Annotated in this window: 15 protein-coding genes; 3 read left to right on the forward strand and 12 right to left on the reverse strand. The window is 43.0% G+C overall.

The features are described 5' to 3' along the window. Positions 1-60: 60 nt before the first annotated feature. From cutC to NO352_RS10935, 4 genes are all read right to left on the reverse strand, one after another. Entirely contained in the window at positions 61-2,616 is a 2,556-nt protein-coding gene (gene cutC / locus NO352_RS10920; protein WP_289355638.1) for a choline trimethylamine-lyase, read from the reverse strand. Positions 2,617-2,869: 253 nt separating this feature from the next. Further along, on the reverse strand, positions 2,870-4,012 hold the full coding sequence (locus tag NO352_RS10925) for a 1-propanol dehydrogenase PduQ (RefSeq protein ID WP_289355639.1): 1,143 nt from the start codon (positions 4,010-4,012) through the stop codon (positions 2,870-2,872). 34 nt (positions 4,013-4,046) lie between these two features. Next, positions 4,047-4,340 (reverse strand): BMC domain-containing protein, encoded by a 294-nt coding sequence (locus NO352_RS10930; RefSeq protein WP_005550150.1) that lies wholly within the window; start codon positions 4,338-4,340, stop codon positions 4,047-4,049. Between the two features lie 22 nt (positions 4,341-4,362). Next, positions 4,363-4,659, reverse strand: coding sequence for a BMC domain-containing protein (locus tag NO352_RS10935; RefSeq protein WP_005550149.1), 297 nt, complete (start codon positions 4,657-4,659; stop codon positions 4,363-4,365). Positions 4,660-4,977: 318 nt separating this feature from the next. Between NO352_RS10935 and NO352_RS10940 the strand changes: the two genes are divergently transcribed. Next, a complete protein-coding gene (locus NO352_RS10940) occupies positions 4,978-5,925 on the forward strand; it encodes a choline kinase family protein (RefSeq protein ID WP_005550147.1) in 948 nt (315 codons plus the stop codon). A 189-nt stretch (positions 5,926-6,114) separates the two neighbouring features. On the opposite strand, the gene NO352_RS10945 is transcribed toward NO352_RS10940, so the two are convergent. The 6 genes from NO352_RS10945 to NO352_RS10970 form a co-directional block, all read right to left on the reverse strand. Next, positions 6,115-6,909 (reverse strand): SDR family NAD(P)-dependent oxidoreductase, encoded by a 795-nt coding sequence (locus NO352_RS10945; protein WP_289355640.1) that lies wholly within the window; start codon positions 6,907-6,909, stop codon positions 6,115-6,117. A gap of 144 nt (positions 6,910-7,053) precedes the next feature. Further along, the gene (locus tag NO352_RS10950; RefSeq protein WP_005550146.1) at positions 7,054-8,016 is read right to left on the reverse strand and encodes an LLM class oxidoreductase; all 963 of its coding nucleotides are present in this window, start codon (positions 8,014-8,016) and stop codon (positions 7,054-7,056) included. Between the two features lie 42 nt (positions 8,017-8,058). Continuing rightward, the gene (locus tag NO352_RS10955) at positions 8,059-8,901 is read right to left on the reverse strand and encodes an aldo/keto reductase (RefSeq protein WP_163978030.1); all 843 of its coding nucleotides are present in this window, start codon (positions 8,899-8,901) and stop codon (positions 8,059-8,061) included. A 45-nt stretch (positions 8,902-8,946) separates the two neighbouring features. After that, positions 8,947-9,420 carry a tautomerase family protein gene (locus NO352_RS10960; protein WP_262866706.1) on the reverse strand — a complete coding sequence of 158 codons (474 nt, stop codon included), beginning with the start codon at positions 9,418-9,420 and terminating at the stop codon, positions 8,947-8,949. 508 nt (positions 9,421-9,928) lie between these two features. Continuing rightward, positions 9,929-10,648 carry a DUF981 family protein gene (locus NO352_RS10965; RefSeq protein WP_005550143.1) on the reverse strand — a complete coding sequence of 240 codons (720 nt, stop codon included), beginning with the start codon at positions 10,646-10,648 and terminating at the stop codon, positions 9,929-9,931. Between the two features lie 38 nt (positions 10,649-10,686). After that, positions 10,687-11,229, reverse strand: a complete 543-nt coding sequence (locus NO352_RS10970; RefSeq protein ID WP_005550142.1) for an NADPH-dependent FMN reductase — start codon at positions 11,227-11,229, stop codon at positions 10,687-10,689. 311 nt (positions 11,230-11,540) lie between these two features. Between NO352_RS10970 and NO352_RS10975 the strand changes: the two genes are divergently transcribed. Next, the gene (locus tag NO352_RS10975) at positions 11,541-11,888 is read left to right on the forward strand and encodes an HTH domain-containing protein (protein WP_289355642.1); all 348 of its coding nucleotides are present in this window, start codon (positions 11,541-11,543) and stop codon (positions 11,886-11,888) included. Between the two features lie 151 nt (positions 11,889-12,039). On the opposite strand, the gene alv is transcribed toward NO352_RS10975, so the two are convergent. Continuing rightward, on the reverse strand, positions 12,040-13,545 hold the full coding sequence (gene alv / locus NO352_RS10980; RefSeq protein WP_289355643.1) for a cholesterol-dependent cytolysin alveolysin: 1,506 nt from the start codon (positions 13,543-13,545) through the stop codon (positions 12,040-12,042). Between the two features lie 417 nt (positions 13,546-13,962). On the opposite strand from alv, the gene NO352_RS10985 reads away from it, so the two are divergent. Further along, the gene (locus tag NO352_RS10985; RefSeq protein ID WP_289355644.1) at positions 13,963-14,148 is read left to right on the forward strand and encodes a YgaP family membrane protein; all 186 of its coding nucleotides are present in this window, start codon (positions 13,963-13,965) and stop codon (positions 14,146-14,148) included. Positions 14,149-14,328: 180 nt separating this feature from the next. Here the strand turns inward: NO352_RS10985 and NO352_RS10990 are convergent, their stop codons facing one another. Then, complete coding sequence (locus NO352_RS10990; protein ID WP_289355645.1) at positions 14,329-15,225, reverse strand: LysR family transcriptional regulator; 897 nt, start codon at positions 15,223-15,225, stop codon at positions 14,329-14,331. Positions 15,226-15,306 lie beyond the last annotated feature (81 nt).

Genomic DNA, 15,306 nt, shown 5'->3' on the forward strand with positions numbered 1-15,306 from the left:
CTAAATGCCAGAATGCCTCTTCCCCAGTGGCCAGCGCCGGAGAAGAGGCACGGGGCTACTCTAGAAATGCTCAATCATCGTTCTGCTGATGATTTCATCCTGCACTTCTTTACATAATTCCACAAAGTATGCGCTATAGCCGGCGACCCGAATGATCAAATCGCGGTATTGATCGGGATTTTGCTGCGCTTTAATCAGCGTTTCATTATCCACATAACTGAATTGCATTTGGCCGTTTCCAAGAATGGAGGCCGTCCTGAGCAGATTAATCAGTCCGTTCTCTCCTTCAGGTGTCTCCAGCAAACCGCGTAAAAGTTTGAAGTTATGCACCATACCAATATTCATGGCTTCGACATCTATCTTGCTCACCGATTTGATAATAGCCGTCGGCCCCTTTTTGTCATGGCCCTGAGTAGGACTGATACCGTCGGACAGCGGCAGCCAAGCTTTGCGCCCATTGGCGGTAGCGCCGGTCATCTCGCCGAAAGGCGTATTATTCGAAATCGAAAGCGTACCGTGACTGAAGGTGGAGTACAGCGTTTTAAATTTGCGGTGATAGTTCTCAGTCCACCCGGTGATATCGGCGGCGATACGATCGGCATAATCGTCGTCGTTGCCGAATTTTGGCGCGTCCAGACAATCCTTGTGAATCTGCTCATAACCTTCGAAATCGGCCAGCAACGCGTCACGGATTTGCTCGAGCGAATATTTTTTGTCGTCGTAAACCAGCTTCTTGATGGCAGCCATCGAATCGGTGTAAGTTGCCAGACCGGACCAGATCAAGCCAGGTCCCCAGTTATACATGGCGCCGCCGGCGGAAACGTCGCGGCCAGTCTCCATCGTGCCTTCATACATGATCGACATAAGCGGCTTTGGCGCATAATCGCGGTGAACGCGCTGGCTGATCACGGTACCCACTGCGGAAAGCTCGGTGATGTATTCTACCTGCTTCTTAACCGCCGCTTCAAATTCCTCATAGGTCGAGAAGTTCCGCAGATCGCCCATGTCTAATCCTGGCTTGCTTCCGTGCCAGAGCATTTTGCCACGGTTAAGGACAAACTCAATGGCAATCGGCCACTGGGTGTATCCGGTGGAGGTCCATTGATACAAGCGCCCGGATTTTTGCGGTTCCACACAGCCCATCAGACAGTAATCGCGAGCATCTTCGATACTGCAGCCCTTCATCAGCATCATCTTGATGTGGGAATCATCGAAATGGCAGGCTGGGAAGCCCAAACCAGCACGAACGACATCCACAATCTTCTTCAAATATTTCTGAGGAGAACTATTGTGGATACGGCAAGCAAGTGAAGGCTGATAAACGCCGACATGACGTACTGCATCCATGAGCAGGTAAGTCAAGTCGTTGGTGGCGTCGCCACCCTCTCGTTTTTGTCCGCCGACACACATATTGACGAACGGCTGGTAGCCGGCAAAGAACTTGGAGCCGCCCGCGCTGGAAACCCACATCATTTCCGAGCATTTGATTAGGAAACAGCCTGCAATCTCAAATGCTTCAAACTCTGTCAAACGGCCTGCTTTTCTGTCCGCCTCATAGAAAGGATACATATATTGGTCCACACGGCCGACAGACATGCCTGTCTGATTTTCTTCCACTACGAGCAAAGATTCTACGGTCCAGACCGATTGCATGGCCTCATGGAATGTAGTCGGAGCGTGAGCCGGCACGCGAGCGTTGACTTCGCCGATTTTTTGCAACTCCGCCTTGCGCTTCGGATTTGTTTCTTTAGCAGCCAGTTGGTATGCGTATTCAGACATCCGTTTGGCATACGCCATCACGCCTTCGGTCGTATCCAGCACGGATTTATAGTAATAGATTTTGTCGATGTCTTCCGGGTTTTGCATGGACAGCTTCGCAATGTGCTCTTTGGCTTCCCGCTGGATATCCAGCATCCCTTTCTTCATAAGAATGACATCGTAGCCTGGGTTGGAGTCTCCGCCGCCGTTGATCTGATGATAGGAAAGATCGCTGACGAATGCTTCGCCGGAAAATTCCCACAGACCAGCATCCCGATATTGCTGTTCACAAATTTCATCCACCGATTTGCCTTCCCAGAACGGGAACAGCTCCTCGCGCATAATCCGCTTGTCTTCCTCGGAGATGTAGAACGGATCCTGAGGACGGTTGTGAATGGTATCGAGCTCATCCCGGGTCCAGCGCCAAGCAATGTCAGGCGAGAAAGCGCCTGCGCGCGGCGCGCCGCAAGGATGACCAACAATCAACTCGTTGTCCTGGATGAGCAGCGGAGCCTCTTCACACGCTTTGCGGAAAGCCTTGGCACGCAGCATAATTGCTGGCAGACCCGGATTTTCCTTGTATACCTGAGTAAAGGCTCTGGCACGATAGGTTGTAATGCTTGGCGTAGCGGTCAAATAATGTTCTTTCAAAGCCCGCAAACGCTCGGTCATTCCCTCCGGGTATGCGCATTCTTCCTTGCGATGCTGACTTGAGCCGTCTGCTGTCAGCGGTTGAGCTCCTTTATCTGATAGCCCCTTAGAAATTCCCTGGAACAGCTTCATGATCGCTGCTCGTTCTTGAGGAGCCATGGCTTTCGTAGCTTCGGCAAATTTGCTTGAAAACTCATGAATATCCAATATATTTCCCTCGCAATCTTGTAGGATTTATATATAAAATGCGTGTTCAAAAAGGCCGGTTTTCTGCACCGAAGCTTATGCTTCCGATGTGCGTTTTTTCAAAACGCTTCAGTTGGATGAAGCTAGGGCCTGAGGAGCGGAGTGTACGTTTTGGGTACATGAGCACCGGAAGGCCCGGCTGAATTCAAGATTCGATGCCGAGTCCACTTCATGATTTACTTCGTGATCAAAAGCGGACTATTTGAACAACCTATTAAAAGCTTTTGCGGTAAATGTGCTCCAACTCTTCCTCCGTTGGCTGACGAGGATTGGTTGGCGTACAGCGGTCTTCCATCGCGGTTCGCGCCATACCGGACAACGCCTCCTCAAAAGCATCCTGATCGACGCCAAGTTCGCGGATTCCGGTTTCGATACCGATGGAGCGTTTCAGCTTTCCAATTGCCTGGATCAAACTTGCGGTTCCTTCACGGGCGGTTCGGGCCGGCAAGTGCAGCAGCGAAGCGAGCCTAGCATAACGTTCGCAAACCCTGTCTATGGCTTTTCCGCCCAAGTTGGCGTTATACTCCATTACCGCCTCAAGAAGCAGGGAATTTACCCGTCCGTGAGCAATGTGAAACGTTCCGCCAAAGGCGTGGGACATACTATGAATGATACCAAGACCGGCGTTAGTAAACGCCATTCCCGCCATACAGGATGCATGCTGCACCCGAATCCGCGCCTCTGCATCTGCCGGATTGTGGTAAAGCGTTTCCAGATGAGCAAATACCAGTTGGACGGCCTTTTCGGCTAATGCATCGGTAAAGTCGGTCGCTTTGGCAGAGACATAAGCCTCCAGCGCATGAGTCAGAACATCCATTCCGGTGTCCACCACCACTTTGTTTGGCAATTGCTTGGTAAGGGTGGAATCGAGAATCGCGATGTCTGGTGCGATAAAATCATCCACGATCACGATTTTGTCTCCGTCTACCGTAATTACCGAAAAGTCGGTTACTTCCGATCCGGTGCCGCTGGTAGAAGGAATGGCAACAAATGATGGTTTGACAAAAGGCGCGCCTTTCTCCTGTGCATATTGCCGGGCGAAGTACAGAACGCCCTTTGCTGTATCAATGACCGAGCCGCCGCCCAGCGCCAGTAACACATCAGCGCCGCTTTCCCAATACACTTGAAGCGCTTCGGCCACAATACTGACGTTGGGATCCGGCTTAACACCGGTAAACACTGCAGTAGAGATTCCACCGCTTTGCAACAGATCAACCACTTGCTCCAGATAACCCAACTTCTCCATCATCTGGTCGGAAACGATACAGGCTTTCTTACCTTGAATTTCCGCCAGTTTCTTCAGTGACTGTTCGCCTGAATAAACCTTCGATTTCATAACAAAGATGTCGTTTATCACGGTCACCTCCCTTGAATTTATCGATAACCTGCCCTTAAGAAGGAAGGGCATAGCGGGCAATGATCTTTTCAATGTCTGGGTGTGGATTAGGAATAACGTTAGAACAGTACACCTCAGTCCCCATCGCCTGTACAGCGGCAACGCCTGCATCTACTGCAGCCCTTACAGCCCCTACATCTCCGCGAACAAGGACAGATATATAACCGGACGCCACGTTTTCGTAACCGATCAAATCTACATCGGCCGCTTTGCACATGGCATCCGCCGCTTCCATGACGAATACAATTCCAAAGGTTTCAATGAAACCCAGTGCATCATGCTTGCTCATAACCTCTCTCCCTTCCCGGCAATTAAGCGTTAATTGCATGCGCTTTCACAATTCCTGCAATAGAACTGAGCGGACGCGGCATCACATTATGGGCAGTGACTTTGCCGATCTTCGCTGCCGCTTCAGCGCCAGCCTCTACTGCCGAACGAACTGCCGCGACATCACCTTTTACCATTATCGTTACAAGCGTGGAACCCACATTCTCATAGGATACAAGAACAACATCTGCTGCTTTAAGCATAGCGTCCGCCGCTTGAATGGCAGGAACCATGCCCAATGTTTCCACGAGCCCAAGAGCTTCTTCTCCCCGGTATTCCAATCGAACCTCACCTCACCTGGGTATTTTAATTTGTGAATCCGCTATTAATATCAGATACTGCAACTCCTACTTGCAGGTTAACATAGGTTCGCTCCGTGATTATGGAGGATTCGGTAGATGATTTTAGGATTCTAATGCCCCTTTTACCGACAATCTGGTACAAAAACGTCTTTCTTGCATCACAAGTACCAGAACGCCCTCAAGCTCGTTCGTTTCATTGAAATTCTCCTGCTATCTTGCTATAATTGTGGAAAAATCTGTGCGGCGAGTGTATACAATGGTTAACGTATGTATATGGAATGCCGAGAAAAGGCCATCATGAAACCTCTAACCGACTTTTTATCCAAACAAATGAATATGGAAGAACTGGTGCAGCGAAAACTCCGTCTGTTTTTTGAAGATGAGCGTATCGTTTTTGACAAATCTCGTTTTGCGGGCGGGTTGACCAATTATAACTACATTATGAATATCCACGGAACGGAGTATGTGATTCGCAAGCCCGGTAACCTGACGGATCAGATGATCGACCGCAGGATAGAGCGTGTGAACAACGGCATCGCTTCGGAGTTTGGCGTAAATTCGGAGTGTATCTATTTTGATGAGGAAAGCGGCATTAAGATCAGCAAATATATTCCCGATAGCACAACGCTTGCCGCGGCAGGCCCCATGGCTTTGCAAAGCTTGCAGGCCGTTTCTTCTTTACTAAAGAAGATTCATGGTAGTCCCAAGCACTTCCCTAACAAGTTTGATTGGCTCAGTGAGCTTGCCAAATATGAAACTATTGTCACGCAGATCAACGGTGAATTGTTTTTTGACTACGCGCCCTTAAAAGAGCAATTGCTTCGTTTCATGCAAGACCATGTCAAAAATGTCCTTTCCGTACCTTGCCATAATGATACGGTTCCAGAGAATTTTCTTGTAGACGGGGACGGCAGTGTCTATTTGATTGATTGGGAATATTCCGGAATGAACGATCCGGCTTTTGATATTGCTGCGTATATCATCGAATCGCGTTTGACAGCAGAGGCGATTGACCAACTGTTTGAAGCCTATTACGGCAATGCGTTGACGCAGGATGATCTGATGAAGGTCAAATGCTATATGATGGCCCAGGATTTGTTATGGACGGTGTGGGCCCTGCTGCGTCATTATACAGGGGATGATTACCTGGATTACTGCTCGCTGCGATATAACCGCCTGCGACGGAATATTCAAGTATTAAGCATGCAACCGGATTATCCTATCGCCGACATGGTAATGCGCTAGCACGAGCCTTCGTTTGCGCTGGGATGAGAAACTTTTGGAGGTTTATCCAGTCTCTTTAAAAACGATTGACGGGTCAGATCATATATAAAAAACCTGTACTTTCTTATCTACATGGATAAAAAAGTACAGGTTTTTTGTAATTTAAGCTCAGAATTTGCAATTGAATGAAGGCGCAGTACCCGCATTCCATTAAAATACACTACGTACTAATCCTCCATCGATTCTTAAAGCAGAACCATTAATAGCTGAAGAAAGAGGACTACTTAAAAACGTAACAAAATGTGCTATTTCTTCTGGTCGAATAAGCCGCTGAATGATAGAAGTTGGCCGATTTTCTTTCATAAACCGCAATTCAGCTTCCTCCATGTTCAATTTCTCATTTGGATATAAGCTGTTTAGCATCGTTTCCACGCCTTCCGTTAGAGTGGAACCAGGCATAATCGTGTTGACGGTTACGTTTGTGCCTTTCGTCAGCTCGGCTAAACTGCGTGACAGCGAGAGCTGCATCGTCTTAGTCGCGCTATAATGGGCCATTTCTTGAGAAGGCATAATGGCTGCTTCACTAGCGATAAATATAACCCGGCCTTCTTTTTTTTGAATCATTTGATTCAGGTACCATCGAGTAAGCCGAACACCACTCATAATGTTGACCTCAAACATCTTAAACCAATCTTCATCAGGAATATTAAAGTATTCTTTTGGCTCAAAAATCCCTAAGTTGTTAATAAGAATATCTACTTCTGGGTATTCCTCTATAGCCTTTTGGCACCCTTTTTCTGATCCTAAATCAGATACTAATGACTGAAGGACAGCTTCAGGAGCCTGTTCTTGAATTTCTTTCATGGTTTGCTTAACCTTTTCTTCATGGCGTCCATTTATAATGACCGTAACGCCTTCCATTGCTAATGACATAGCAATTGCTTTCCCAATACCTGCTGTAGATCCCGTAACTAGCGCAGTCTTCCCTTTCAAATTCATAAACATTTGAAATCCCTCCAACATTAAATGTAGTTTCCTCTTTCCTCGCATTTACCACAACTGCTTTTAGCTCAATCAACACTTCATTTTTATAAAATAAGGAGTGGATAAGGATATGAACTCCAACAATTCCACTCCCCTGTAATTTTCTTATTGCTGCTTGATTGCAGGAAAATGAGGCAACACGTCTTCGCCTAGCTCATGAATAACTTCTTCAGCCGGCCTTTTCCCATCAAATAATGCAAAGAAAAGATGATTTACGCCAATTTCTTTATATATGTTCAGTAATTCTACTAATCGATTCCGCCCTACTCGGAATCCCAAACGAATCGGGGTAGGCATTTCATTTGGATCCTCTGATAAATCCAAATGCATGGGTTGTGTAAATGGTTTAAAGACCCCAGGATGGTACTGCTCCACAAGTTCTCTCCACTGTCGAATCGCCTCGGCTTGAAATTGCGGACTTCTCGGATAATACATCCATCCGTCGCCATTTTCCGCAAACCATTCCATCGACTGCTGCGCATATCCTGTAATGATCGTCGGAATTCGCTTTGTCGGTTTTGGAACTAAATTACTGCCCTGAATGACTCCTAAAGAAGATCGAATAGAAGGATACTCTTTATATAACACTTGATTTAAATAATGAAATGATTCAATGAATCGATCTCCTCGATCATCATGATTAACGTTCAGTCCATGGAAATCGGCTCTCCGATCACCAGAAGAAACTCCCATAATTAAGCGTTCTGGAAATAAACGGTCGATCGTCGCGATTTCCTTAGCCACTCGTAAGGGATGACGTAATGTAAGGACAATCGCAGACGTTCCTAAGGCGATTTCTTTCGTCTGGCTTGCTAAATAGGTTAAATAAATAAGCATATCATAAATTTGACCTACTGCTGGGTCGCCAAACGAAGGATCTTCTAATATTACATCTCGAAGCCATAAACCGGTAAAACCATAATGCTCAGCTAATTGCGATAACTCTACTTGCTTCTCCATTGTCGGAGTTCCGAACTGATAATTTTCTAATGGAATGTGGAGTCCTAGTGTCAACTCCCCTTCTTTATACATCCGATTATAGCCGTGGTGATTGGAAAATACACTCATGAAGTTCTCCTTCCTACACGTTCCTATATATGAAGGAATTCATTAGAAATCAAAATTGTCCGGATCTGGACCCACTCGATGGTTCTGATTTAAACCGTCAATTTTTTTCATATCTTCTACCGTTAACTCAAAGTCAAACACTGTAGAGTTTTCAATAATTCGATGTTCTTTTGTAGACTTTGGAATCGTCACAACACCATTTTGTAAATCCCATCGTAAAATGACTTGAGCTACAGATTTGTTATATTTTCTCGCAATTTCTGTTAAAACCTCGTTGTCTAATAATTGCCCTTGCATTAATGGGGACCATGCCTCTAGCTGGATTCCATGTTCTTGGCAGAACGATTGGAGGTCTTTTTGAGTCAAACGCGGATGATACTCCACTTGATTCACCATCGGTTTAATTTCTGCATCTTTCATCAATTCTTCAAGATGATGAATTTGAAAATTACTTACCCCGATTGCTTTTACTCTTCCTTCTTTATAAAGGGTCTCTAACGCTTTCCATGCGTCTTTATACTTACCTTCTACAGGCCAGTGAACGAGGTATAAATCAAGATATTCCAGCCCGAGCTTTTTTAAACTTGTTTCGTATGCGGCAATTGTGGACTCATATCCCAAATCAGCATTCCATACTTTGGAAGTTACAAACAAGTCTTCTCTTGAAATCCCAGCTTTTTGAATTCCTTCACGGATGCCTTGTCCGACTCCTTCTTCATTACCATAGATAGCTGCAGTATCAACACTACGATAACCATTCGCAATAGCTGCTTTTACCGCATTAACTAACTCAGGCCCCTCTTCTACTTTAAATACTCCAATACCAAACCAAGGCATTTTTACACCGTTATGCAACGTCGTTGTATCCTGCAAATTTTTGGCCATTCCAATTCCCTCCATTATTATCTGTTTCGAATGCGTGGTCTTTATTTAAAATGTCCGACTTTTGGAAAGAAAGTCTTTATCTGCTCCCGTTACACCACTTTGTCCCCAGTTACCTGGAATCATTTCACGAATGACGATAAGTACTTTGTCCATAGGTGCATGAGTGAATTTAGAAGTTATTTGTGTAAGCTGGTTTACCCATTTATCCTTTGTATCTTGATCAAATGTATTCCATATATCAATCGTGATGACAGCCATTCCATCTATGTTATTATCCAGTGCATGATAAGACTCTTTTGTATTCCAATTGACCATCCTGCTCTTCTCTGCAAAATTAGCATCGATTGCGGCTGCCCCAGCTTTTCCCCAGTTTTCTTTCTCGAGTTCTTTTATCAATACTTGAATTTTGTCAGGGACAATCTTTAATAATTTTGTTGTAAGTTCGGTTACATTATAAATGAATTCCTTTTTTTCATCTGTTGACATCGTTGGCCAAGTATTTAGCTCAATGAATGGCATAGTATCCTATCCTCCTCTCTTCAAATTCTTTATTTCAACCAGACTTTGAAGTACCCGATCTTTACCGCTATTTTGATCGTTTTCTTCTAACGCTATACTCCAACGAATAAGGATTCACAGCTCCAAGCACCATATTAAAGCTGTATGAATAAGTCCAATGGAGTTAGTTCTATCATTCGCGTTAGGTTTGAAGATGTCCACAACATGTATTATAAGGAGTATCTTTTGCGAAGGTAAGTACGCACTTTTAAGTTATATAGGCACCTAAAAGTAACATTTAGGATCTTATGTCCCTTTTTTGAATTGAATGGACTGAGTAACGAAGAAGAACAGAAAGAAATATTGGATTAGATGGTCGTCAGATGATATCATCATCCGATTATTGTGAGATCATGTTAATGCCAACGCAAAAAACACCTCCAAGGTTGTCTTCATATCTTGCGACATAAAAACATTCTCTTGAAGGTGTTAAGATGCACACCAGGTGGTAGATATGACTGCTTCTTTATTACATCGTATTTACAATTAATCCAATATGAGTGAAATAATTCAATGCTCCGAATAAAGTGAATGACACTCCCGTAATTGTCCAAACAGTACTCATAATTTTAACAACAAAAGACTCTCTATTCGCTAATGAGAAGGGCAGCAAAATAGCTCCAATTCCAGTAAGTGCGTATAGTCCTGAAATAAACGATGCTTCAAGCATAGGGTAGTCTGCAAACTGACCTGAAATAGGTTCTTCAGGCGGCGCTGCAAACAGTTGGAAATATACACCTGCAATTGCAATTGAAATCAGGGCAAGTCCCATCGCTGAAGCAAAATAAGAAAGAGGACGAGCCATTTCGACAGTCTGATCAAGAATTACTTTTGAGTCCTTTTTGAACTCTTTTGTCATTTGTTCATTTTTCGATATTTTATTTGACATACGCCAAAGGATAACTGCCCCTGCAAGCAACATTACTCCAAATGCAAGAGAGGGTTCTCCAAATATAATATCGTCAAAAGGAAATCCTACTTTGGATAAAGGCCATGTGAGCGTCATGGCTCCACCCAGAAGAGTAAGAATAAAGCCGGATACAGCAAATCCTATAGCCCATCCCTCTAAACTTACTTGTCTTCCTCTTTTAAGAAGCCATCCAAAACGGACTAGCTGCAAGAGACCTATTCCTGTTGCAATAGACATAATCGTGTTATACATCTGTGTATTTGACCATTCAATATGCATACAAATACTTCCTTTACTAGTGAAATAAATTATTAAAATTAACGAATTGTATATAAAGCTTTGGACCAAGGAATTAATTGGTCTAACATTTGGTTAACAGAATCGGTTTGCACTGCTTTTGGTTTAAAATCAGTACCATTTTCAAAATCTGTGAATAGTGACAAGGCTGGATGTACACGTACATCTGCAATTAATAGCTCACCCATAATACCACGCAAATGTTCAGCCGCTCGCGCACCACCTACAGAGCCATAAGATACAATACCCGCAGCTTTGTTATTCCATTCAACTCGTAAATAATCCAGTGCATTTTTGAGAGCACCTGTAATGGAATGATTATACTCTTGTACGATGAAAACAAACCCATCTTGCTTTGCAATCACTTCTGACCAAGCTTGTGCACCAGAAGCATCTTGCCCTGGTTCACCTAGTAAAGGCAATTTGTAATCTGCAATATCAATAATTGTATAATTCGCATCTCCGCGTTGATCTGCAATTTCTTTTACCCATTGTGCCACCTGTGGACTTACACGCCCTTCACGTGTTGATCCAATAATGATTCCGATATTTAATTCTGCCATTACTTTTTCCTCCTTTTTATTTGAAGCAAAGAACCTATTTAAAAAACCCATTTCTTAATCCCACCTTTAAAAAGTGTAAAAAGGTTCGAATCCATATATCTTGAATTCGAGATAATAGTAACACGATTATTCACATTTCGTCAACATTTCTAGACTAGGAAATAATATTACTAAATAAGTTAAATAGTCCCATCTGTTTTGTTGTCAATATATTTTGAAGCGGTATTTTTAGCTATTCGAAGTCTGAGCATCAGCAAGAACAATTTGATATAATACACCACACAATAAAGCAAGCATGAGAAGGTGATTCTTTGAAGATTGACAGGTTGATAGGCATTATTGGGGGGTTAACGAATAAAGAACGAGTTACGATTCAAGAATTAGCAGATAAATTTGAAGTAACGAAACGTACTATATTCCGTGATTTAGATACATTGAATATGGATTGGGTCGCAGATTTCGTAATTAGCCTTCAAGGGAAGGGTCGTGCATTGAAGCCCGCTTCCCTACGTCAAATTGTAAAGGGTAAGCTTGAAAACATGGTTTCTTTCTATAAAGATGACATATATCGGTTGACTTCCATAGTTCAAAATAAGGACATTCCCATACCATCAATTGAATCTAATCATGAAATCAAGTTAATCATAGTATACAAATAGTACAAATAATTTTTGTATAACCCCCGAATATCTCTTCACTACCGATGTAATTAGTGCAAATCCTATCATAAATGAGTAAGCAGCAAAAACATGCAAAAGCAAAAAACATCTCCCCAAGTAAATGAGGAGATGTTCATACATTCATATATAATTAGTGAGTAATGGATGATTTCGGATATAACGTTGTTCCCCAAATCGAAACATTAATATCGCTTGCTAACGGAACGTTATATTCATCAACAACTGTTCTCCACCATTCCCAAGCAAGACCTGTGCATTCTCTCGCAAAAATTCTTATGTTCTTAGCATTAGGAGGAAGTGGGATTTCTGTTGAGAAATGAGCAGTTCTATCGCGCCAATTTCCATCCCAACTTTTACGAGTCACGATTTCTTGTCCATCTGCATCATATGAAAACTCATCCCAATATACTTCAAACTGAGCTACATATGCACCACTATGATCAAGCTTAATTTTACCCTTCGAATATTCCGTCGTTTTCGTCTCGATATACTCGGTATTGTTGTGAACTGCAGCAATGGAATTGTCTTTCAAGAAGACACTTGTATATGAAATCGGGTAAGCTGGGTTCTTGCTGCTGAATTGTGCATTGTCCTTGATTACACTTTGGATAACATTGAAGTCTTTCGTAACGACTTGGTTATGGGTTTGTGCGTCACCGCCTAGAACAACGGCAGTAAACGAGCTGTTTTCATAAATATCTTTGTACTGTCCGCTAGCTTGTATGCTAGGATTATTGAGCAACAATTTAAATGCCGTTTGTACGTCATTGCTCTTAGAAGTTGTTTCCAATTTTACGTAAATGGTTCTGCCGTAAGCCACGTTAGATACCATCAGCGGTGGTGCTTCATTGCTTACCCCTTTGCGAGCTAACTCAGCAAATGTCACACTGTCATCGAACAAGTCTGATGGATTGTTGGGCAGTCCTGCACTTACGGTATAAAAGATTTGCTTGTAAGCAGCAACCATTACTTTTTTCTCACCGTTTGCAACCGCGTTAAAGTCGATTCCGAGCGTACCGTTCAGCACTTTAGCGTTCACATTCAGGGCGCTGGAAATTTGATTTTGGCTGTAAACCATGGATTCAGCGTATTGCAATCTTGCAGGCAGTGTATGCGTGCCGGAATACTTCTCGCCCCAAGTCGATACGAGCTGATCAATGGCACTAGATACAGTGCCGTAATTTGGATTTTGAACAGAAATTGTATTCTCGTTCTTCAAACCAGGCAGATCGATGCTAATATCTAATGGTTTTCTCGCAGCCATAACCAGACTAGGCTGATTATCCGCAAAGTCCTTATTTGCAAGCTGTATTGCGCCTGGATAAGTGCGATTCGTGATTGAATCAACGATGGAAATATCTACGGGTGACGTTGTAAGTGATTTTTTGTCCCGTTCAACCACGATAAATTTGCCATTGGATTGAATGCCTTCTTTGGGAACAAAACTACTGATTTGATCCCCTTGTACAGCCAAAACCTCATTGCGATTATAGTTCAGGCCTGCGATCCCCATATCAATATCATTGGGTTCGGTTGGTGCAGCGGAGGAAATACTCGCAAAAGCGAATACTTGTAAGCTTACTAACAAACTTACGAGTACTTTCCTTCCTTTCAAATGGTTTGATTTTTTCTTCATACAGTGATCCCCTTTTTATGTGAATTTGTAGTACTAATGTACTACATTAATTTTTTTATCGGTAATTTGGTATGGATTTTTTATATTTATAAATAGAAAGAATACGAAATTTCATAACTTTTATGACAGGAATAAAATTTTTTTGAGTCTATTTCGAGTATTTAGCATAATACATCCCAAATATGGGTTTTCTTATCAAACATGATAGTGTATATATAACACATAAATACCATATTTATCCTTTAAGAAAGAATCAAATAAAAAAACTCCCCTTACAGCTCATTAGGAGAGTGTGTTTGAACCTAGTTTAGCCAATCTATTCCACGCATGAGAATGCACCCTATTTCAAACCATAATTATGTGGTAACTCTAATATGTGTTTAAGCAAATTGACTTAACTTACGGAGGTGAAAAAACTTGAACTGTAATGTTGGTAAAACGGAACAAGCGATTCGAATTTCGGTTGGAGCTGCAATCATCTTTGCAGGACTTTATTACAGAAGATGGTGGGGATTAATTGGATTGGTTCCAATCATTACAGGCACAACCCGCTATTGTCCGGCGAATGCGCTTCTTGGCATAAAAAATTGCAAAGGTAAATAAATGCCCCCTTTCGCTTTTATATTTTCCGTAATTCAATGACGAATGGTTGAAGTTTCTAATAATGAGTCTAAAACCTGATGATAGGTTTTGGACTCCGCTTCATCCAATCCCTGCAGTCATCTGTTGTTCGCCAATTCCATTTTCCGAGAGTTCCCATTCATAAATGGAACCAGCCAATGTTCATAATCCTGGATGATTCGGGGGATTGGCCTTGAGATAGGAAATAAACGCGCGGGATGCATATGAAATATATTTATCCCGAGGATAAATGAGAGCCAACTCCCAAGCAATTTCCGGTTGAGAGACGGTAACGGCATGAATGGCAAGATGGTGCAAACGGTTCGCCATCGACCGAGGAATCAATGATATTCCAAGTTGCGAAGCTACCATCTCGCAACAGAAATCCCATAGAGAGGTCAAATGAGCGACCTTGGGTTCGAACCCAGCCTGCAAGCATGCTTGCTCTACTACGTCATGAAGGGCAAATTCCTTGGTGAACAGTATGAACGGCTCATTCTGCAATTCAGTCAAGCTGACGGATTTTCTCCCGGCCAGCCAGTGATGACTGCTCACGATGACTACCAGTTCTTCCGTTAACAAGGAAACCGTTCGATACAAACGTGTGTTCACCGGCAGCACCGTGACCCCAAAATCGATATTTCCTTGCTCCATCTGTATCATTACTTGTTTCGCGCTGTATTCTACCATTTGAATCTCAATTTTTGGATATCTCTTCTTGAATCCGGCAATGATTTTTGGGAAAAGCAATGCGCTGATTGTAGGCATGATCCCCATTGTCACTTTTCCTCTTTGCACGTGAACCAGTTCATTTACAGAAGAAGATAGATCCTCTAGCATCTGTAAAATTTTCAAAGCCTTCTCGTTAACCAGCCTTCCTGTATCGGTGAGTACAATCTCCCTGTCGGAACGGTCAAGCAAAGTAACACCCAACTCATCCTCGAGACTTTTGATCATCTTACTGATAGATGGCTGAGAAACAAACAAAACCTGCGAAGCTTTTGTAAAATTTTTATGCTTGGCTACTTCTGCAAAATAATGAAGCTGTTTAATATCCATCTGATCCGGATCTTCCTCCTTCCCCTACAGGCAAAGTGGTATCCAAACCATTCATCCCTTGGCTCAAGATCATGATATGCT

Source organism: Paenibacillus sp. S-12, assembly GCF_030363895.1.
Taxonomy (GTDB): Bacteria; Bacillota; Bacilli; order Paenibacillales; family Paenibacillaceae; genus Paenibacillus_B; species Paenibacillus_B alvei.